At 73.9% G+C, this 19,944-nt stretch carries 19 protein-coding genes and 1 pseudogene; 8 read left to right on the top strand and 12 right to left on the bottom strand.

The window, feature by feature from the left end; translation table 11 throughout:
• Together G3I53_RS05260 and G3I53_RS05255 are read right to left on the bottom strand one after the other, a co-directional pair.
• Positions 1-936 (bottom strand): HEAT repeat domain-containing protein (locus G3I53_RS05260; protein ID WP_164438064.1); only part of this gene is annotated, 936 nt, incomplete at its 3' end.
• A 298-nt stretch (positions 937-1,234) separates the two neighbouring features.
• On the bottom strand, positions 1,235-1,627 hold the full coding sequence (locus G3I53_RS05255; protein WP_164332458.1) for an ankyrin repeat domain-containing protein: 393 nt from the start codon (positions 1,625-1,627) through the stop codon (positions 1,235-1,237).
• A gap of 307 nt (positions 1,628-1,934) precedes the next feature.
• Between G3I53_RS05255 and G3I53_RS05250 the strand changes: the two genes are divergently transcribed.
• Entirely contained in the window at positions 1,935-2,129 is a 195-nt protein-coding gene (locus G3I53_RS05250) for a hypothetical protein (RefSeq protein WP_164332459.1), read from the top strand.
• Positions 2,130-2,175: 46 nt separating this feature from the next.
• Positions 2,176-3,927, top strand: coding sequence for a hypothetical protein (locus G3I53_RS05245; RefSeq protein ID WP_164438063.1), 1,752 nt, complete (start codon positions 2,176-2,178; stop codon positions 3,925-3,927).
• A 29-nt stretch (positions 3,928-3,956) separates the two neighbouring features.
• On the opposite strand, the gene G3I53_RS05240 is transcribed toward G3I53_RS05245, so the two are convergent.
• Positions 3,957-5,456, bottom strand: coding sequence for a PLP-dependent aminotransferase family protein (locus G3I53_RS05240; protein ID WP_164438062.1), 1,500 nt, complete (start codon positions 5,454-5,456; stop codon positions 3,957-3,959).
• A 101-nt stretch (positions 5,457-5,557) separates the two neighbouring features.
• Between G3I53_RS05240 and G3I53_RS05235 the strand changes: the two genes are divergently transcribed.
• The 4 genes from G3I53_RS05235 (at position 5,558) to G3I53_RS05220 (ending at position 9,044) form a co-directional block, all read left to right on the top strand.
• Positions 5,558-6,223, top strand: a complete 666-nt coding sequence (locus G3I53_RS05235; protein WP_164337377.1) for a hypothetical protein — start codon at positions 5,558-5,560, stop codon at positions 6,221-6,223.
• Entirely contained in the window at positions 6,220-6,987 is a 768-nt protein-coding gene (locus tag G3I53_RS05230) for a glycerophosphodiester phosphodiesterase (RefSeq protein ID WP_164337378.1), read from the top strand. Before G3I53_RS05235 ends, G3I53_RS05230 begins: the two co-directional genes overlap by 4 nt.
• Positions 6,988-7,037: 50 nt before the next feature.
• Entirely contained in the window at positions 7,038-8,390 is a 1,353-nt protein-coding gene (locus tag G3I53_RS05225; protein ID WP_164337379.1) for an MFS transporter, read from the top strand.
• Positions 8,391-8,669: 279 nt separating this feature from the next.
• Entirely contained in the window at positions 8,670-9,044 is a 375-nt protein-coding gene (locus tag G3I53_RS05220; RefSeq protein ID WP_003977404.1) for an RNA polymerase-binding protein RbpA, read from the top strand.
• A gap of 190 nt (positions 9,045-9,234) precedes the next feature.
• On the opposite strand, the gene fxsA is transcribed toward G3I53_RS05220, so the two are convergent.
• From fxsA to G3I53_RS05195, 5 genes and pseudogenes are all read right to left on the bottom strand, one after another.
• A complete protein-coding gene (gene fxsA / locus G3I53_RS05215) occupies positions 9,235-9,816 on the bottom strand; it encodes an FxsA family membrane protein (RefSeq protein ID WP_164337380.1) in 582 nt (193 codons plus the stop codon).
• Between the two features lie 46 nt (positions 9,817-9,862).
• A complete protein-coding gene (locus G3I53_RS05210; protein ID WP_343239700.1) occupies positions 9,863-10,792 on the bottom strand; it encodes a polyprenol monophosphomannose synthase in 930 nt (309 codons plus the stop codon).
• 575 nt (positions 10,793-11,367) lie between these two features.
• The gene (locus tag G3I53_RS05205; protein ID WP_164438061.1) at positions 11,368-12,972 is read right to left on the bottom strand and encodes an amidohydrolase; all 1,605 of its coding nucleotides are present in this window, start codon (positions 12,970-12,972) and stop codon (positions 11,368-11,370) included.
• 59 nt (positions 12,973-13,031) lie between these two features.
• Positions 13,032-13,220, bottom strand: a pseudogene (locus G3I53_RS05200) (cytochrome b/b6 domain-containing protein); the annotation flags it as partial.
• A 19-nt stretch (positions 13,221-13,239) separates the two neighbouring features.
• Complete coding sequence (locus tag G3I53_RS05195) at positions 13,240-13,680, bottom strand: Lrp/AsnC family transcriptional regulator (RefSeq protein WP_164338175.1); 441 nt, start codon at positions 13,678-13,680, stop codon at positions 13,240-13,242.
• Positions 13,681-13,948: 268 nt separating this feature from the next.
• Here G3I53_RS05195 and G3I53_RS05190 point away from each other — a divergent pair, with 268 nt between their 5' ends.
• Positions 13,949-14,377 (top strand): hypothetical protein, encoded by a 429-nt coding sequence (locus tag G3I53_RS05190; protein ID WP_164338176.1) that lies wholly within the window; start codon positions 13,949-13,951, stop codon positions 14,375-14,377.
• A 464-nt stretch (positions 14,378-14,841) separates the two neighbouring features.
• On the opposite strand, the gene G3I53_RS05180 is transcribed toward G3I53_RS05190, so the two are convergent.
• Complete coding sequence (locus G3I53_RS05180; RefSeq protein WP_164338178.1) at positions 14,842-16,014, bottom strand: acyl-CoA dehydrogenase family protein; 1,173 nt, start codon at positions 16,012-16,014, stop codon at positions 14,842-14,844.
• 325 nt (positions 16,015-16,339) lie between these two features.
• On the opposite strand from G3I53_RS05180, the gene G3I53_RS05175 reads away from it, so the two are divergent.
• Entirely contained in the window at positions 16,340-17,578 is a 1,239-nt protein-coding gene (locus G3I53_RS05175; RefSeq protein WP_164438060.1) for a glycoside hydrolase family 18 protein, read from the top strand.
• Between the two features lie 86 nt (positions 17,579-17,664).
• Here G3I53_RS05175 and G3I53_RS05170 read toward each other — a convergent pair whose 3' ends face one another.
• The 3 genes from G3I53_RS05170 to G3I53_RS05160 form a co-directional block, all read right to left on the bottom strand.
• A complete protein-coding gene (locus G3I53_RS05170; RefSeq protein WP_164333229.1) occupies positions 17,665-18,324 on the bottom strand; it encodes a TetR/AcrR family transcriptional regulator in 660 nt (219 codons plus the stop codon).
• A 64-nt stretch (positions 18,325-18,388) separates the two neighbouring features.
• Positions 18,389-18,535 carry an SCO1431 family membrane protein gene (locus G3I53_RS05165; RefSeq protein WP_164333228.1) on the bottom strand — a complete coding sequence of 49 codons (147 nt, stop codon included), beginning with the start codon at positions 18,533-18,535 and terminating at the stop codon, positions 18,389-18,391.
• A gap of 164 nt (positions 18,536-18,699) precedes the next feature.
• On the bottom strand, positions 18,700-19,944 hold a 1,245-nt coding region (locus G3I53_RS05160; protein ID WP_164438059.1), incomplete at its 5' end, for a peptidase C39 family protein.

Here is a 19,944-nt window from a genome sequence, read left to right as displayed (position 1 = left end):
GACGGCGGCGAGGCTGCGCATGCGTTCGAAGGCGTCGACCGCGGCGTCGGCGACGGCCGCGGAGCCGGTGGCGACGGCGTCCTCGATCAGGGGGAGGGCGTCGGGATCGTGGTGGTCGGCGAGATACCGCAGGGCGGTGCAGCGGGCTCCGTCGGCGCCGTCCCGGGCGGCCCGGACGATCTCGGCCCGGTCGTCGGGACCCGCCACGGCCGCCAGGCAGCGGGCGGCGGGCACGTGGAGGGCGGCGCCGCGCTCCAGGCCCTGCTGGGCCCAGTCGAGCACCGCTTCCACGCTCCAGCCGGGGCGGGGCCCGGTGGGGCGCATCTGGCGCTGCCAGCGGTCGAAGCACCCCGTCTCCTGGGCGGCGCGCACCCGGGCGGACACGGCGGGGCGGGGATCGTCGGCCCACAGGCGCCAGGGCCGGGGCTCGAAGGCGTCGCGGACGGTGGCGGCGAGTTCCGCCTCGCCCTCGGGGTCGGTGGGGAACCGGTCGAGCACCGGCTGCGCGAGGGAGCGCAGCCCCGCGTCGTCGTCGCGCAGGGCGAGTTCGTCCAGGGCCCAGGCCCAGTTGGAGCCGTGAGCGGCGTACCTGCGCAACAGGGGGAGGGCGTCGCCCCTGCCGTAGGAGGCTAGGTGGCCGAGGACGGCCAGGGCGAGCCCGGTGCGGGACTCCTCGGTGTCCAGGAGGTCCTCGGGGTCGAAGAGGTGGGCCTCGATCGCGTCCAGGTCGCCGTGCAGATCGAGGTGGAGGCGGGCGTAGTAGAGGGAGCGGTTCTCGACCTGCCAGTCGTGGCGGGGGTCGTTGAGCACACAGTGGTTGAGGGCCGCGAGCGCCTCCGGGCGCGGCGCGGTGAGCGCGTGGAGCGTGCCGTCGCCGCGACCTCGCTGGAGCAGGCCGAGCAGCGTGCCGCTGGGCGCTATGTCCGGATCGAACATGGGAAACAGCCTCACATCAAGCGTCGACGCAACCGGGGACGTGCATTACCTGGCCGCGTGACAACACGTCGGGGCGCCCGCCGTTTCCTGCTTGCTGTAGACCATGTTCCTCTGCCTCTCGTCGGTGGCCCATACGGGCCGCGTCACGGCCCGCGCGGTGCGGCAACACCTGCCCGGCCATCGCGTCCGTGAATCACGTCGTCATGATGACCCGGCGGTCACATCTGCCGCGACCGAAATTCCGGCGGCCCCGTACCGCCTCCCCCGTTGTCCTCGTGTGCCCCGTGCGGCGCGCCGGTCAGCGCGCGCCGAACAGCTCCAGCAGTTCCGTCCGTTCGAACATGCGGGCCGTGTCGACGGCCGAGGGGGTGCCGAGGGTCGGATCGGCGCCGCCCTTGAGGAGCGCCTGGATGACCTCGGTCTCCCCCTTGAAGACCGCCCCGGCGAGGGGGGTCTGGCCCCGGTCGTTGACGCGGTCGGCGTCGGCACCGCGTTCCAGCAGCGCGCGCACCGCCTCGGCGTGGCCGTGGTAGGCGGCGAGCATGACGAGCGAGTCGCCCCGGTCGTTGGTGAGGTTGGCCGGCACGCCCGCGTCCACGTAGGCCGCGAGTTCCTCGGTCCGGCCGCTCCGGGCCATCTGGAAGATCCTGGTCGCCAGTTCCACGACCTCGGGGTCGGGGGGTTCAGTCATCGCCGGACCGCCTCTCACTGCGGATCACGTCGTACAGGGGGACAGGGCGTACGGCTGCGAGCGGTGCGGTCGTACGGGTGAATCGCCAGGGTATCGGCTCGCGCGGCACATGGGCCGCGGTGCCCGAGGTAAAGATCACCGAGGGCCCGTCCGCGCGTACCCGGCCAGCGGCGGGCGCTCCCCGGACACTGGGCCCGATGGGCGAATTCCACCACAAATCACCCACTTGCACCTTTAATCGTATAGATACATCCTGTGAGCCTGGAAGTACTCATGGTGACTGTCCCCGCAAACCAGGAGAACTCACATGATCCTCTCGATCTCCGGCGTCGTGCTGCTCGGCATCGTCCTGTTCATCTTCTGCCGCAAGGACGGCCTGAAGCCGCTGCACGCCATCGTCGCCATGCTGTTCGGCTTCTACCTGGCCAGTACGGCCATCGCACCGAGCATCAAGGCGGGCGGCGAGAGCCTCGCCAGCCTGCTCGGCGGCATCAAGTTCTGACCCGCCCCACGCCCCGCCCGCCCGTACGCACCCCCTGGAGACAGCAGTGGCCCGGCGCCCCCTCCCCCGCATTCTGAGCAACGGCAGCGCGCAGCTCGCCCGGAGCCGGGAGCTGGCCCGGACGGCGGCCGACAGCGCCACCGACGTCCTCCACCCGCTGATCACGATCACGCGCGGTCTGCGCCGGCTGGCCTCGGCCGGGCGGCGCAGATGGGCCGACACCCCCAAGGACAAGCGCGGCGCGCTGCTGTTCCTGGTCGCGTCCGTGATCCTGGTCGTGGCGCTGCTGCCGTACGGCCCGCTCCTCGCGGGCATCACCCTGATGGCGGCGGCGGCCTGGCAGGGCCGGGACCGCACCCCACGCGTTCCCGAGGGTCCCGACGAGTCGCAGGTCCAGCGGCTGAAGTCCCTCTACGAGGCCCTCGTGCCCTGCTTCGGTGCCGCCGACGACCCGGAACCGCTGTACGTCCACGGCGGCCCCTGGGGGAACGCCTTCCCCGAGTACGAGTTCGACGGCACCGGCCGGATCTCCCACCTGGTGATCGCCTACCCCGCCTACTTCGCCGACGGCGAGCCGGAGGCGCGGGCCCGGATCGAGCACCTGCTCGCCGCCAAGTCGGGGCGCTGCCGGGAGTACCACTTCGACTGGGACGAGGAGGGCAACCGGCTCACGGTGCGCGTCCTCGACCCGCTGCCCGCCGACGTGGCCGCCCAGCGCTTCGTCACCGCACCGGGCGAGACGGTGCTGGGCTTCACCGACCCCAGCCGGGTCCGGCGCACGCTGCCGCTCACCCACGGCGCCGAACAGCGCGACGTGCCCCCCGTCGTGTGGCGGACCGGCATCCGCTCGACCGAGCCGCACCTGCTCGCGGCCGGCCAGCCGGGCAGCGGCACGTCCACCCTGCTGCGCTCCATCGCCCTGCAGGCCCTCCGGCACGGCGACGTGATGATCATCGACGGCGGCGGCACCGGCGAGTACGCCTGCCTGGCCGGACGGGACGGCGTGCTGGCCGTCGAGTGCGGCCCGGCCGGGGCCCGGACCTCGCTGGAGTGGGCGACGCGCGAGACCGAGCGCCGGCTGATCGCCGCCAACCGGGCCCACCAGGCGGGCGACCCGCCGCCCGAGGACACCCGGCGGCCCCTGTGGCTGCTGCTCGACCGCCCCAGCGCGTTCACGCACCTGGCCGCGGCCGACGGCCACGATGACCCGCAGTCCCTGCTCCAGGTGCCGCTGCGGCACGGCCGCCCGGCGAACGTCACCGTGGTGGTCGCCGAACAGCTCGACTGCCTGCACCACCTGAGCGACGCGGTGCGTCAGCACACCCGCGCGCGCGTCGTCCTCGGCCCCGCGACGGCGGAGCAGCTGACGGCCGCGCTCGGCGCGCCCCCGCCCACCAGCACGGTCGACGAGGTCCCGCCGGGCCGCGGCTACGCCCGCCTGGGCACGGGTCCGGTGCTCCGGCTGCAGGTCCCGGCCACGCCCAACCCGTACGACGACACCATCGGCGAGACCCACCGGCAGGCGGTGCTGGACCTGCTGCCGCCGCGGTCGGAGCCCGCCGGTGCCCAGGAGCGGCCCGGCACCGGCCCGGCGGACCACGAAGCGCCGGGACCGGGGCCGAGCGCCGTGGGCGAGGACCTGAAGATCTCCATGGAGAAGCCGCCCGGCCCCGTCCCGCCCGCGGCCCCCGGGCCGGCGGAGCGGGCGGCGGAGCCCGACGGGGAGGCCGCCGCGTCCCCGGAGAAGGTGCCGGCGGAAGCGGTGGCCGCGGAGGCCGGGGCCACCGAAGCCGGCTGACCTCCGGTCCGGGGCGCCGTGCCCGTTCGCTACGCCACGAACGAGCGCGGCGCCTCCGTGCCGTTCGTGCCGCCGCTCTCCACCCTGCGGACCGCCGCGGCCAGCCGGGCCGCCGCCTCGTCCGCCACCGCACCGCTCACGGTGAACGGCAGGCGCACATACCCCTCGAACGCCCCGTCCACCCCGAAGCGCGGCCCGGACGGCACCCGGACACCGACCCGCTCCCCCGCCTCGGCGATCCGCGAGCCGGAGAGACCGGCGGTGCGCACCCACAGGGTGAGCCCGCCGTGCGGCACCTCGAACTCCCAGCCGGGCAGCTCCCGCCGCACCGCCGCGACCAGGGCATCGCGGTGGTCGCGGGCCTGCGCCCTGCGCAACTCGACGGCCTGCTCCCAGCCGCCGGTCGTGAACAGCCAGTTCACGGCCAGCTGCTCCAGCACCGGCGTGCCCATGTCGGCGTACGCGCGGGCGGCGACCAGGCTGCGGATCACGTCGGGCGCCGCCCGCACCCAGCCGATGCGCATGCCGGCCCAGAAGGCCTTGCTGGCGGAGCCGACCGTGACCACGGTGGAGCCGGCCGGGTCGAAGGCGCACACCGGGCGCGGCATCCGCACCTCGGGGTCGAGCCACAACTCGGTCATGGTCTCGTCGGAGACCAGCACGGTCCCCGCCGAGCGGGCCGCGTCCACCAGGGCGCGGCGCTGGTCCTCGTCGGCGAGCGCACCGGTCGGGTTGTGGAAGTCGGCGACGACGTAGGCGATCCGGGGCGCGGCCTCGCGCAGCACCTGGCGCCAGCGGTCCATGTCCCAGCCGTCCAGGCCCGGGGCCATCGCGACCGGGACGAGCCGGGCCCCGGCCTCCCGCATCAGCTGCAGGATGTTGGCGTAGGACGGCGACTCGACGGCGATGCGCTCGCCGCGGCCGCCGAAGAGGTGGCAGATGGCGTCGATGGCGCCCATGGCACCGGTGGTGACCATGATCTGCTCGGGCATCGTGGGGATGCCCCGCGCGGTGTACCGGTCGGCGATCATCGAGCGCAGAGCGGGCAGTCCGGCCGGGTAGTCGCCGTGGGTGTGCGCGTACGGCGGGAGTTCCTCCAGGGCCCCCTGGACGGCACGGGTCAGCCAGGGCTCGGGCGCGGGCAGCGCGGCGCAGCCGAGGTCGATCATGGCGCCGAGGGCCTCGGGCGGCAGCGGTTCGAGCCCGCGCGCCGGCACCGGGTTGCCGGCCGGCACCGCGGTCCAGCTGCCGGCTCCGCGCCGGGACTCCAGGAAGCCCTCACTCCGCAGCGCCTCGTAGGCGGCGGCCACGGTCGTGCGGCTGACGGACAGGGAAAGGGCCAGTTCCCGCTCGGCGGGCAGCCGGGCGGCGACCGGGACGCGGCCCTCCAGGACCAGCAGCCGGATGCCGTCGGCCAGCGCGCGGTAGGCGGGAGGGCGCCGGGTCCCGGGGCCGGCCGGGCGGTCCTGCTGGGACTGGAGCAGCCGGGACAGTTGCGCGGCACCCACTGCCGAGGTCCACTGCGCCATGGAAATCAGTCCACCTTCCGCGGATTGGCCATGGATGATGAGTCCATCCCCGCCACAGGGTGTCATGCGTCGGTCCACTTCCACCACACAGGGGGCACTCCTTGGCCAGCCACTCACCCCGGTCCGGGCATCTCGCGCGGCGGCTGTTCCAGCTGTACGCCGGCCTGGCGCTGTACGGCGCCAGTTCCGCGCTGCTCGTCCGGTCGGGCCTGGGACTGGAACCGTGGAACGTGCTGCACCAGGGCCTGGCCGGGCTGACCGGGCTGTCGATCGGCGTGGTGCTGACCATCGTGGGCGCGGTCGTGCTGCTGCTGTGGATCCCGCTGCGCCAGCGCCCCGGCCTGGGCACCGTCTCCAACGTGCTGGTGATCGGCATGGCGATGGACGCGACCCTGGCCCTGGTGCCGGACGCGCACGCTCTGGCCGTGCGGGTGCCCCTGCTGGTGGCGGGCATCGTGCTCAACGGCGCGGCGACGGGCCTGTACATCGCTGCCCGCTTCGGGCCGGGCCCGCGCGACGGGCTGATGACCGGGCTGCACCAGCGCACCGGGGTGTCGATCCGGGTGGTGCGCACCGCGCTGGAGGTCACGGTGGTGGTCACCGGGTTCCTGCTCGGCGGCACCGTGGGCGCCGGCACCCTGCTGTACGCGCTCACCATCGGCCCGCTCGCCCAGCTCTTCCTGCGGGTGTTCGCCGTGCCCGGGCCGGACGGCGGCGGCAGGGTCGTTGCGGAGGGCCCGCCCGGGCGCGCGATACTGCGACCGTGACCCCGCGGATACGCCACCCCTACCTCGACCATCCCGGCCCCCTCGCCTTCGCCCACCGGGGCGGCGCGGCCGACGGCCTGGAGAACACCGTGCGGCAGTTTCGGCGCGCCGTCGAGACGGGCTACCGGTACCTGGAGACCGACGTCCACGCCACCCGCGACGGGCGGCTGGTCGCCTTCCACGACGCGACCCTGGACCGGGTCACGGACGGCGCCGGGCGGATCGCCGACCTGCCCTGGCGGGACGTGGCGCAGGCACGGGTGGGGGGAGCCGAGCCGGTGCCGCTGTTCGAGGAGCTGCTGGAGACCTTCCCCGGGGTGCGCTGGAACGTCGACGTCAAGGCCGAACCGGCCCTGCTGCCCTTCCTGGAGCTGGTCGAGCGCACGGACGCCTGGGACCGGGTCTGCCTCGGCTCGTTCTCGGAGGCCCGCGTGGTGCGGGCGCAGCGGCTGGCGGGTCCGCGCCTGGCCACCTCGTACGGCACCCGGGGCGTGCTGGGGCTGCGGCTGCGGTCCTGGGGGCTGCCCGCGGCCCTGCGCCCGACGGCGGTGGCGGCCCAGGTGCCCCAGTCGCAGTCGGGGGTCCCGGTGGTCGATCACCGCTTCGTCCGGGCCGCCCATGCCCGCGGGCTCCAGGTGCACGTGTGGACGGTCAACGAACCCGAGCGGATGCACCGGCTCCTGGACCTCGGAGTGGATGGCATCATGACCGATCACATCGACACACTGCGCAAGGTCTTGGAGGACCGCGGACTCTGGGTCTGAGGTCCCCTCCCCCGGCCCTGGCGCGTTCACGGGGAAGCGAGGGGGGACGGGTGGGCACCGACACCGTGCGATCACCGGCACCGGACGAGGCGGCCGGCCGGCGGCGCGAACAGCACGGCTGGTACGTCTACGACTGGGCGTGCTCGGTCTACTCCACCACCGTGGTCACGGTGTTCCTCGGCCCCTATCTGACGTCGGTCGCCGAGGCCGCCGCGGACGCGGAGGGGTTCGTGCACCCGCTGGGGATCCCGGTGCGCGCGGGCTCCTTCTTCGCCTACGCGGTGTCCCTGTCGGTGATCCTGGCGGTCGTGCTGATGCCGCTGGTGGGCGCCGCCGCCGACCGGACGGGACGCAAGAAGCCGCTGCTGGCGGCCGCCGCGTACACCGGCGCCGCGGCCACCGCGGGGATGTTCTTCCTGGCCGGCGAACGCTATCTGCTCGGCGGGCTGCTGCTGGTGGTGGCGAACGCGGCGCAGTCCGTGGCGATGATGCTCTACAACGCCTACCTGCCGCAGATCGCCACCCCCGAGGAGCGCGACGCCGTGTCCTCGCGGGGCTGGGCGTTCGGCTACGCGGCGGGGGCCCTGGTGCTCGTGGCCAACCTGGTCCTCTACACCGCGCACGACTCCTTCGGGGTGTCGGAGGGCATGGCGGTGCGCATCTGCCTGGCGTCGGCCGGGCTGTGGTGGGGCGCCTTCACCCTGGTGCCGCTGCGCCGGCTCCGTGACCGGCGGGCCCCCGCGCGGGAGGCGGGCGGCGCCGTGTCCGGGTTCCGGCAGCTCGCGGCGACGCTCCGCGACATGCGCCGCCACCCGCTCACCCTGGCCTTCCTGCTCGCCTATCTGGTCTACAACGACGGCATCCAGACGGTGATCTCCCAGGCGTCCCTCTACGGCTCGAAGGAGCTGGGGCTCGGGCAGTCGACGCTCATCGTGGCGGTCCTGCTGGTCCAGGTGCTGGCCGTGGCGGGCGCGCTCGCGCTGGGCCGGCTGGCCCGCACCTACGGGGCCAAGCGCACCGTCCTCGGTTCCCTCGTCGCCTGGACGCTGACGCTGGCCGCCGGGTACTTCCTGCCCGCCAACGCGCCCGTGTGGTTCTTCGTGCTGGCCGCGGGCATCGGGCTGGTCCTGGGCGGCAGCCAGGCGCTGTCCCGGTCGCTGTTCTCCCACATGGTCCCGCCGGGCAAGGAGGCCGAGTACTTCTCCGCGTACGAGCTGAGCGACCGCGGGATGAGCTGGCTCGGGCCGCTGCTGTTCGGCCTGACCTATCAGGTGACCGGCAGCTATCGCGACGCGATCCTGTCGCTGGTGGGCTTCTTCGTCCTGGGGTTCGTGCTGCTCGCGCGCGTGCCGGTGCGGCGGGCGATCGCCGACGCGGGCAACCCCGTCCCGGAGCGGATTTAGCGCCGGGAGCGAAAGGGCTGTAGTGTACGCGTTTGGCCTGCCAGGCGTACCGTTACTGCGCGTCAAAGATACCCAAACGCTGAGTCACATCTCACAACAGAGGTGACAAAGCGGACGTCGGGGGGTACTGCACTGGTTGACAAGGCTGCGGCTACGACGGCGACGCATGACCCGGATCGGATCTCGGGACGGGGAATCTTTACCGCCGCCCGGACGTTGACCGGATGACGACGACAGCGACACCTGTCCTGTGGGCGACAAGCCCGGGAGGCACGATTCATGAGTGAGCGAGCTCTTCGCGGCACGCGCCTCGTGGTGACCAGCTACGAGACGGACCGCGGCATCGACCTGGCCCCGCGCCAGGCCGTGGAGTACGCATGCGAGAAGGGGCACCGCTTCGAGATGCCCTTCTCGGTCGAGGCGGAGATCCCGCCGGAGTGGGAGTGCAAGGTCTGCGGTGCCCAGGCACTCCTGGTGGACGGCGACGGCCCCGAGGAGAAGAAGGCCAAGCCTGCGCGTACGCACTGGGACATGCTGATGGAACGGCGCACCCGCGAGGAACTCGAAGAGGTCCTCGAGGAGCGTCTGGCCGTACTGCGTTCCGGTGCGATGAACATCGCGGTTCATCCGCGGGACAGCCGCAAGTCGGCCTGATCCCAGCGCGGCTCGGACGACCCGCACCCCGCACGTGAGCACAGGACCGCGGGCGCCCCACCTCCGGGTGGGGCGCCCGCGGTCCTTCGTGTGTCCGCCCGGGCCGGTTGAGCCGGGGGTGGGCCTGTCCGGACCCGGCGGCCGACGGACCCCCGGCGCGGATCAGCGGCCTACGGGTCCCCCGCGCCGATCAGCGGGTGAGCGGAGGACGCGGCTCCTGCGGTGAGCCGCCCGGGCCGGTCCCGGGCTCGTCACGGATCACCTCGCCCTGCACCACCTTGCCGTCCGGCCGGTGCATGCGCGCCTGCTGGAAGGCGTCCCCCAGGGACCCGTCCGCGACCTCGCGCAGCTTGCGCTCCACCGCGCGCTCGGCGGTGCGGCTGACGGCCCGCTGGACCGGGGGCACGAGCAGCAGCAGGCCCAGCGCGTCCGAGATCAGGCCGGGCAGGATCAGCAGCAGGCCGCCCAGCATCATCAGCCCGTTGCCCTCGCTGTTCGGCCGGGGCCCGGCGACGGATCCGCCCTGCTGCTGTTGCAGCGTCTCGCCGAGGTTCTTGAAGGCCCGGCGGCCGGCCCGCTTGATGACCGCGGAGCCGAGCACCAGACCGGCGACCAGCACCAGCAGCACCACGAGGCCGTTCGTCGCCCCGGCGAGCAGGGTCAGCAGCCAGATCTCCAGCACGAGCCATGCGGCGACGGCCAGCGGCAGCACGGTGCGCAGCCGGGAGCGCCGGGGCCGGGCGGGATGCGGGGTCTGAGCGCCAGTCGTCATGCTCCCAGTGTGCCTGGACCCGGCTCAGTGCGGGATAAGGGGCTGATCAGGTGTCCTGCGGCGTCGCGTCCCGCCGCCCGCCGCCGTGCTCCTGGCCGGGGCTGCTCTCGCCGGACCGGGCGTCCGCGGGCGCGAGGACCCCCTGCCCGGTCTCCGCCGCGGTGTCCGGCCCGCCGTCCGCCGCCCTGGGGCCGGTCCGTCCGAGCACCTTGCCGACCCGCTCGCCCACGCCCCAGGCGGTGACCCGCCACAGCGCCTCGACGAGGATGTCCCGGCTCATCTTGGAGTCGCCGAGTTCGCGCTCGACGAAGGTGATGGGCACCTCGACGACGTGGTAGCCGGCCTTCACCGCGCGGCGCGCCAGGTCGACCTGGAAGCAGTAGCCCTGGGAGGCGACGTCGTCGAGACCGAGGCCCTTGAGGGTCTCGGTGCGGAAGGCGCGGAAGCCGCCGGTGATGTCCCGCAGGGGCAGGTCGAGCGCAACGCGGGAGTACAGGCTGCCCCCGCGCGAGATGATCTCGCGGGACCTGGGCCAGTTGACCACCCGGCCGCCGGGCACCCAGCGGGAGCCGAGCACCAGGTCGGCGCCCTTGAGGGCGGTGAGCAGGCGGGGCAGTTCCTCGGGCTGGTGGGAGCCGTCGGCGTCCATCTCGATCAGGACGCCGTAGCCGTGTTCCATGCCCCAGCGGAAGCCCGCCAGGTAGGCGGCGCCCAGGCCCTCCTTGCCGGTGCGGTGCAGCACCTGGACCAGGTCGTCCTCCGCCGCCAGCTCGTCGGCCAGCTTGCCGGTGCCGTCGGGGCTGTTGTCGTCGGCCACCAGGACGTGCGCCTCGGGAACGGCCTCGCGCACCCGTCGCACGATCGCCTTGATGTTCTCCGCCTCGTTGTAGGTCGGGATGATCACCAAGGGCGTGCCGAGCGGGCCGAAAGTCCTCCCCTGGGCTCCTGCCGCGAGGATCCCGTCGCCGTCGTTCACTGCTGCCCCTTCATCTCCTGTGCGCAGGGTCCCACCATAGTGGCCACGGCCTGCGCCGACGTGACGGGACGTGCGCAAGGTGGTGTCACTTTCCGATGACCGGGTAGGCGCCCCCGTCGGCCGTGTGCGGGGAAGGGCCCGCCGAGCGCGGTGCGAGGGGGCGTGACGGCGTGCAGCGGATGGGGGCCCGGCGCCCTTCGGGCCGGCCCGGGACCCGCCGGCTGCGGATCGACCTGGGCCGTTGTCTACTGAGCGCCCGGCCCCATCCGGGGTCGCACCTCCCCGACCGGCCGGAACGTTCCCCCCGGGCTGCGCGGGCGCTGTGCCTGGCTCCCAGTGACGGTGTTCCGGTGCAGGACACCGTCCCTGACCCAGCGGCGCCGCCACGAGTGGCCGGAAGTTCCGCGGTCGGGCGTCCGGTGGTGGACCCGGCCGAACCTACCGGTCGCCGACGGCTGCCTGTCAACAGCCGTCCGACCTGCGCCTCTGCCGCAAACGGCCTGGTCAGGGCGGAGGATGTGCAGGTCGGGCGACCGGGCCGGCGGGCATGATCGTCACCGTACCGGCCGTGCGGATCACTCGCCCGGCCGTACGTGGACGGTGTGCCCGCCGACCACGGTGCGCAGGCACACGGGCAGGTCACGGCCCGGCGTGAGGTCGGGCAGCCCCGGGGTGCCGGAGCGGGGATCCGTGGACCAGCGGGCCACCCGGTCGTCGGGGGCCTGGACGACGAGTTCGCCGGTGCGCCACACCGCGTAGTCGGCGGGGGCGCCGGGCACCAGCACGCCCGCGTCGTCGCGCCCGACCGCCCGCCAGCCGCCGCGGGTGTGGGCGGTGAACGCGGCGCGCACCGAGACACGGTGCTCCGGGGTGCGGTGGAACGCGGCGGCCCGGACGGTGCCCCACGGGTCGAGGGGCGTCACCGGGCTGTCGGAGCCGAAGGCGAGGGGGACACCGGCGCGCAGCAGGGCCGCGAAGGGGTTCAGGGTGCGGGCCCGCTCGGCGCCCAGCCGCCGGGCGTACATGCCGTCCTCGCCGCCCCACAGGGCGTCGAAGGCCGGCTGGACGGACGCGGTCAGCCCGAGTTCGGCGAACGCGGCGACGGTGTCGGGGGTGAGCATCTCGGCGTGCTCGACGCGGTGCCGGGCGGCCCGGATCCGGGCGAGGCCCAGCTTGTCGGCGGCGGCCCGCACGCCCTCGGTCACGGCGCCGATGGCGGCGTCGCCGATGGCGTGGAAGCCGGCCTGGAGGCCCGCCTCCGTGCAGGCGACGACATGGGCGGCGACGGCCTCGGCGTCCAGGTGGGCGGTGCCGGTGTGGGCGGCGTCGGCGTAGGGCTCGTGCAGGCAGGCGGTGTGCGAGCCGAGGGCGCCGTCGGCGAACAGGTCACCGGCGGCGCCGACGGCCCCGAGCTCCCGCGCGCGGGCCACGTTCTGCTCGGCCCAGTAGCCGACGACGCGCGGCACGTCGTCCTCGGCGGCGAGCCGGAGCAGGCCGGTGAAGTCGTCCTCGGTGGAGATCTCGGGGCCGCCGCACTCGTGGACGGTGCCGATGCCGAGCGAGGCGGCGTGGGCGAGGGCGGCGCGCTGGGCCTCGGTGCGCTGGGCGGGGGTGACGGCACCCAGGGCGGTGGCCCGCACCGCGTGGTGGGCGTCCCCGGTGAGCGGGGCGTCGTCGCGGGTGACGAGGCCGGGGACGAGGTCGAGCAGGGCGGTGGTGACGACCGCCGAGTGCACGTCGATGCGGCTCAGGTAGAGGGGGCGCCCGCCGGTGGCCGCGTCGAGTTCGGCGCGGGCGGGGGGACGGCCGCCGGGCCAGCGCGCGGCGTCCCAGCCGTGGCCGAGCAGGACCCGGTCGTGGGGGCGGGCCGCGGCGAAGTCCCGGACGCGGGCGAGTGCGGCCTCCAGGGACGGGGCGTCGGACAGGTCGAGGCCGGTGAGCGCGAGGCCGGTGGCCGTGGTGTGGACGTGCGCGTCGGTGAACGCCGGGGTGACCAGCGCGCCGTCGAGGTCGATCACCTCGTCGACGCCGTCGGCGAAGGCGTCGGCCGCTCCCTCGGAGCCGACCCACGCCACCTGGCCGCGCTCGACGACCATCGCGGTGGCGAACGGGTCGGCGGGACTGTGGACCTCTCCGCGGCGGAGCAGGACGGTGCGGCTCGGGACGGTGCGTTCACTCATGCCTCACAGTCTCGCTCCCCGGACCTCCGGGCCCGCAGCCAGGTCCGGTTCCCCGGGGTCCGGGAGCGGCTCTCCTCCAGCCGGTCCCGGCCGCTTCGCTGGTCCAGGCCGGCGACCAGGCCGGACGCCCGGTCGGCGATCTTGCGCTTGACCGGGCGCGGCGAGGCGCGCAGCACCAGGGCGGTCATGACGCCGAGCACGGACAGGCCGTACAGGATCAGGAAGACCGGCGTGGCCGCGCGACCCGCGCGCGGGGAGGCCCGGCGGTCAGATGCGCGGGGGGCGCGCTTCGTAGGGCGTGGAGAGGACGACCGTCGTGCGGGTCGAGACGCCGGCCAGCGTGCGGACGCGGGCCAGCAGCTCCTCCAGCTCGTGCGGTGTGGACACGCGCACCTTGAGGATGTAGTTCTCGTCGCCCGCGACGCTGTGGCACGCCTCGATCTCGGGGACCTCGGAGAGGCGGTCGGCGATGTCGTCGGGGGCACTGGGGTCGAAGGGTTTGACCGAGATGAAGGCGGTGATCGGCAGGCCGACGGCCTCCGGGTCCACCACCGCGGCGTAGCCGCGCACCACGCCGCGCTGTTCCAGCCGGCGCACCCGCTGGTGCACGGCCGAGGTGGACAGGCCCGTGGCCTTGCCCAGGTCTGTGTAGCTCATCCGCCCGTCTTTGACGAGCAGCTGCACGATCTGTCGGTCCAGCTCCTCCATGGCGGAGAACCTACAGGGCGGGTGATCGCCGCGGATACCTGAACGGTCCAGGTCATGCCTCGTCCGTGCGGCGCGGGGCGCGCGGCGGGTCCCGTGCGGGGGGACAAAGACCCGCGCACGGGGCACCTGCGAGCGGCATGTGACGAACACCACACGCTTCGAACAGTCTCCGTGATGTTCTCGTGATTACCCCCCAGGGGGGACGGGAAGTGCTTGCTGTGGTCGAGGCCGCAATGCCGTCACGGCCCAGCCCGAGGGGGAGAACCCAATGCAGAGTCTGAAGCGCCGTACCGCGTCCAAGCGCCGGCAGCCGGTGGTCGAGCTCTTTCCGGAAGGTGTCGAACAGGACGCCCTGGACGAGGAGTTCGACACCTACGACACCTTCGAGATGTACCGGGTGATCTGCCCGGACTGCGCCCAGCCGATCGCGCTGCTGGCGGACGAGGAGGTCCTTCCGGAGCACGCGCTGTGCGCCTCGCCGTGGAACCCGTTCGGGCTCACGGTCTGTGCCGGGACCGGCCGCCGGGCCTCCGACGCGCGCCCCGCGGACGAGTCCGTCACCCCGCAGGAGCAGGACACCGCGCTGCTGTTGACGCTGCCCCAGGGGCTCGACTGGCGGACGCAGCCGTTCTCGCACGTCGGCGGGCCGGGCTCGCGCCCGATCCGGGTGCCCGACATGCGCCGCCGCGCCGCCTGACCGCCGCTTCGGCCGAGGGCGGCGGCCCGTCCCCGCCCTCACCCGTAAGCGTGAACGCGCGGACACGGGGACACACCCCGGAGAGGTCTCCGCGCGGCGTCCGGTGTCCCCGCGCGTCCCGCAACGGGGTGCCGGGCCACGGCACTTGACCCCCGTCCGCCGGCCGTCGCCCCGGGCGCCGCGCCCGGTGCGGGGCGGGGGCGAACGCACGGCCTATTCCGTCGCCGGGTGACGTGCCCGGTCGCTCCCGCGTTGCCCGGGTATGACGACCCCCACGTACTCGACGACCGGGCGTCAGCGCCGTCTCTTCGTCCCGCCGCCCGCCCCGGCCCCGCCCCGGCTGCCCGATCCGCCGATCTACCGCGATCTGCTGCGGACCTGGGCCGACCGCGGGCGCACCCTGCCGGGGCGCCACGATCCCGAGTGGGCCCGGCTCGCGGCGCCCTTCCGGGGGCTCGGTCAGTTCAGCGGGACTCCGGACCCGCGAGATGGCGGGCGATGACCATGCGCTGGATCTGGTTCGTGCCCTCGACGATCTGGAGCACCTTGGCCTCGCGCATGTAGCGCTCGGCCGGGAAGTCCGCGGTGTAGCCGTAGCCGCCGAGGATCTGCACGGCGTCGGTGGTGACCCGCATCGCCGTGTCGGTGCAGTGCAGCTTCGCCATGGCCGCCTGCTTCGCGAAGGGCCGTCCGGCGTCGCGCAGCCGGGCCGCCGCGAGGTACAGGGCGCGGCCCGCCTCGATCTGGGTGGCCATGTCGGCGAGCATGAACCGCAGCCCCTGGAAGTCGGCGATCGGCTTGCCGAACTGCCGGCGCTCCGCGGCGTACCGCAGGGCCTCGTCGAGCGCCGCCTGGGCCAGGCCGACGGCGCAGGCCGCGATGCCGAGCCGGCCGCCGTCCAGCGCGGAGAGGGCGATGGCGAAGCCCTGGCCCTCCTCGCCGATGCGCCGGTCGTCGCCGACGCGTACGCCGTCGAGGTGGACCTGGGCGGTGGGCGAGCCCTTCATGCCCATCTTCTTCTCGGGTGCCGCGCCGCTCAGCCCCTCGGCGTCACCGGGCACCAGGAAGGCGGAGATGCCGCGCGGGCCGTCCTCGCCGGTGCGGGCCATGACCGTGTAGAAGTCGGCGATGCCGCCGTGGGTGATCCACGCCTTGGTGCCGCTGATCACCCAGTCGTCGCCGTCGCGGACGGCCCGGGTGCGCAGGGAGGCCGCGTCGGAGCCGGAGGCGGGCTCGGAGAGGCAGTAGGCGCCCAGCAGGCCGCCGCCGAGCATCGCGGGCAGGTGTTCGGTCTGCTGCTCCTTGGATCCGTAGGCGGCGAGCGCGTAGGAGGCGAGGGTGTGCACGCTGACGCCCAGGCCGACGGTCAGGCGGGCCGCGGCGAGCTCCTCCAGGACCTGGAGGTAGACCTCGTACGGCTGGTCGCCGCCGCCGTGCTCCGCGTCGTAGGGAAGGCCGAGCAGTCCGGACTCGGACAGGAGGGTGAACAGCTCGCGCGGGAAGCGCCCGGCGTCCTCCTCCTCGGCCGCCCGCGGGGCGATCTCGCGCTGGGCGATGTCCCGGACGAGCGCGATGAGGTCCCGGGCCTCGTCGGTGGGCAGTTGCCGGTCCACCGGCTGCGGGGCGTGGTCGGGCATGGCGACGCTCTCCTCCCTGTCGGGCACATCGGCGGATGTGCGCCTTGGGTTGGGGGCGGCTCCGCCGGGTCATTCCGGTGCCTTCCCGCTGCTCGCGCTGCCGGGTCTCGGAAGCTGCTGATCAGCGGCTTGCGCTGTGAGTATGCCCGATGCGCGGCATCCCGTCACCAGTTAACGACCGCTTACTTCGGGAAACCGCCGGGCGCCCGGATTGGTCCGCACCATTGACCGAAGTGGTCTAGTCCTCCTAGTGTTTCGGTTCCCACCGGGTCACCGCGTTCATGCCAAACGACCCGGGCTCCCCTCCCCCACGAGGAGACACCGGATGCCATCCCCCCACCGCCCCCGCACCCTGCGGGCGCTGTTGTCCACCGCCTGTGCCGCCGTACTCGGCGCCGGACTGCTCGCCGGCGCGGGCACCCCGGCCGCGACCGCCGCGACCTCGGCTCAGGAGGCCGCCGCCGGTTCGAAGGTCATCGGCTACTTCACCGAATGGGGCACCTACGACCGCTCGTACCTCGTCAAGGACATCGACACCTCCGGCTCGGCGGAGAAGCTCACCCACATCAACTACGCCTTCGGCAACGTCACCGGCGGCGGGTGCGCCATCGGCGACTCCTACGCGGCCACCGAGCGCGCCTACACCGCCGACGAGTCCGTCGACGGCGTCGCCGACACCTGGGACCAGCCGCTGCGCGGCACCTTCAACGAGCTGCGCGAGCTGAAGAAGAAGCACCCGGACCTCAAGGTCCTGTGGTCCTTCGGCGGCTGGACCTGGTCCGGCGGGTTCGGCGAGGCCGCGAAGGACCCGGCCGCCTTCGCACGGTCCTGCCACGACCTGGTCGAGGACCCCCGGTGGGCCGACGTCTTCGACGGCATCGACATCGACTGGGAGTACCCCAACGCCTGCGGCGCCACCTGTGACACCAGCGGCCCGGACGCGTTCCGTGAGCTGATGGCGGCGCTGCGCACCACGTTCGGCTCCGACAGCCTGGTCACCGCGGCGATCCCCGCCGACGCCACACCCGGCGGCAAGATCGACGCCGCCGACTACGCGGGTGCCGCCCAGTACGTCGACTGGTACAACCCGATGACGTACGACTACTTCGGCGCCTGGGACGCCACCGGCCCCACCGCCCCGCACTCGCCGCTCACCTCGTACGACGGCATCCCCGAGGCGGACTTCCACAGCGCCGCCACGATCGCCGGGCTCAAGGGCCTCGGCATCCCGTCGTCGAAGCTGCTGCTCGGCATCGGCTTCTACGGGCGCGGCTGGACCGGGGTCGGCCAGTCGGCGCCGGGCGGTACGGCGACCGGGCCCGCCCCGGGCACGTACGAGCCGGGCATCGACGACTACAAGGTGCTCCGGACCGAGTGCCCCGCCACCGGCACCGTCGGCGGCACCGCCTACGCCAAGTGCGGTGACGAGTGGTGGAGTTACGACACCCCGGCCACCATCGCGGACAAGATGGACTACAAGGACCGGGAGGGCCTGGCCGGGACGTTCTTCTGGGAGCTGAGCGGCGACACCGCCGACGGTGAGCTGATCCGGGCCATCCGCTAGCCGGACGCGCGCGGGACACGGGGCGGGGGTTCCCAGGGGGACCTCCGCCCCGCCGGGGCACCGGTGGCCGTGCGGGCGGGCCCGGCTCAGGTGTCCCGGCGGGCGGGCTCCGGGGCCGGGTGGGCGGGGTCCAGCTCCTCGATGGCCCGCAGGGCGCCGCCGAGCGTCTTCACCAGCAGCTCCGTCATGACCTCACGCGGCAGCTCGGGCCGCTCGATCCAGGCCAGGGTGGCACCCTCGACGCTGCACACCCAGGAGAGCAGCCCCATCCGGGCCACCGGGGAGATCGTGTCGCCCCGGCCGTAGGCGCCCTCGGCGATGGTGGCCACGATCGCCTCGCGCACCCCGTCGCGGACGGCCTGCACCTCGGTGTCGAAACCGACGCCGCCGCTGACGATCGTGCGGTAGGCGGCCTGGTTGTGCTCGGCGTAGCGCAGGTAGCCGTCGATGGTGCGGTGCACCCGGTCCACCGGCGGCCGGTCGGTCCCGCTCCCCGCGAAGGTGACGAGGTCGGCGACCGAGTCCTCGATGATCGCCAGGTAGTAGCCCCGCTTGGAATGGAAGTAGTAGTAGATCAGCCCCTTGGCGACGTGCGCCTGGCGCGCGATGTCGTCCATGGAGAGCGCGTCGTAGGAGGTGTCGGCGAACAGCCGCCGCCCGATCGCGATGAGCTCGGCCCGACGCGTCAGGGAGCGTTCGGTACGGCGTACGCGCGGGCGTGCGGCCGGTTGCTGACTGACACTCAAGGCGACCCTGGTCTTCTGCGGGGGGCGGGACCCCCGCAGTATGGCAGGTCGCCCCGCGGCCGGGTCAGAGGAGTCCGAGCCGGGTCACCAGCATCGCCAGGACCACGACGAGGGTCCAGCCCATCACGTGCTCGAGGATCTTCGGGCCGTCCTCCTGGGGACCTCCGGTGCGGGCGCGGGTGGCGGTGACGGTGGCTGCGGTGGCGGTCATGGCATCTCGCTGGTCTCGGTGGTGCGGCGGTTCCCCCGTACGGAGTTGTCCACTTTGCCACCGGAAGCGGCCTCTGCGGCCGAGACCTTGGTCACACGGGCGGCTGGATCCCGCATTCCGGGGTACAGCCGCCCGCGCGTCCGGGGCGCAGCCGCCCGCGCGCCTCAGCGCACGCCCACCGCCGCCAGCGCCCTGCGCTGCCGCGCTCCGGGGCGGGCCGGGAAGTAGAGGTAGCAGATCCCGCCGGTGCCGGAGACGACCTTGCCGGAGGCGTTGTACCGCTTGGTCCGCAGCCAGATGTTCTCCCACTCGCGCCGCCGGTAGACGCGCCGCACGGCCTCGTTGCTCGGCGAGGCCGGGTCGTTGGCGATCACGTCGCCGTCGGCGGTGAAGCCGATCACGGTCATCAGGTGCCCGGCGGTGCCGTACCCGGCGCCGGTCAGCTCCTCCTCCAGGAACGACTGGGAGGTGATCACCGGGATGCCGGCGGCGATCAGGGTCTCCAGGTCGGCCAGGGAGCCGAGCCGGGTGACCACGCCCCGGATGCCGTCGAAGCCGGCCGCGTAGGCGGCGTTGAAGGGCCAGTTGCCGCAGCCGGCGTAGGCGTGGTCGTAGGTGTGCCGGGCCGCGTGGCAGACCTGCGGGTCGTCGTACGAGGGGTCGACCCAGGCCAGGTCCTCCTCGGTGAGCCGGCCGCCCCAGTACTCGATGATCATCTGTGAGGACGTGGGGCTGCACCACGCCTCGCCGCCGTTGTCGTACTCCGGGTAGCGGCCCTTGTGGATCTCCTGCGAGTAGCGCGGGACGGCCAGCTCCCGGGCCACGCGGGGCGGGGAGGCCGGGACGGTGAAACGGTCGGGGATGTCGGAGCCCATCGCGCCGAGCCGCCACACGGCGGGCGTGAGCCGGGTGCCGGGGCGGCGGTGGAGGGTGAGCCGCAGCCGGTGAGCCACCAGGCGCGTGCCCGAGGCCGGGTCGTCGACGGCGAGGGTGTCGGTCCACACGGTGCTGCGGCCGTCGCCCTGGCCGTCCAGCGAGGTCCGCCGGATGTCCCGGTCGCCGGACGCCCAGCGGCCCATGACGTACCAGGGGGTGTGCGTGCCGTCGTCGTAGGTGCCGCGCAGTTCGATCTGGAGCCAGGTGCCCTCCGGGGTCCGGGCGTTCCAGGAGGCGATCACCTCGGTCGCGGGGACGGGGAGCCGGTGCAGGGGAGAGGTCCAGGTCGCGTACTCCCACGGGGCGGTGCGGCCGGTGTGGGGGTCGGTGTACTCGGTGGTGCCCGCCGGGCGGGCGATCACCAGGGCGGGCCGGGGACCGGCGACGGCCCGGGTGCCGCGCGCGGTGCCGGTGCGCCAGTCGGCGTGGGTCGTCCAGGCGCGGTTGTCGACGAGGCGCCCGGGGGCGCGGCC

It is taken from the genome of Streptomyces sp. SID14436, from assembly GCF_010548465.1.
Lineage (GTDB): Bacteria > Actinomycetota > Actinomycetes > Streptomycetales > Streptomycetaceae > Streptomyces.
Note: the sequence above shows the minus strand (reverse complement) of the source record. Positions and strands in the feature narration are given on the sequence as shown.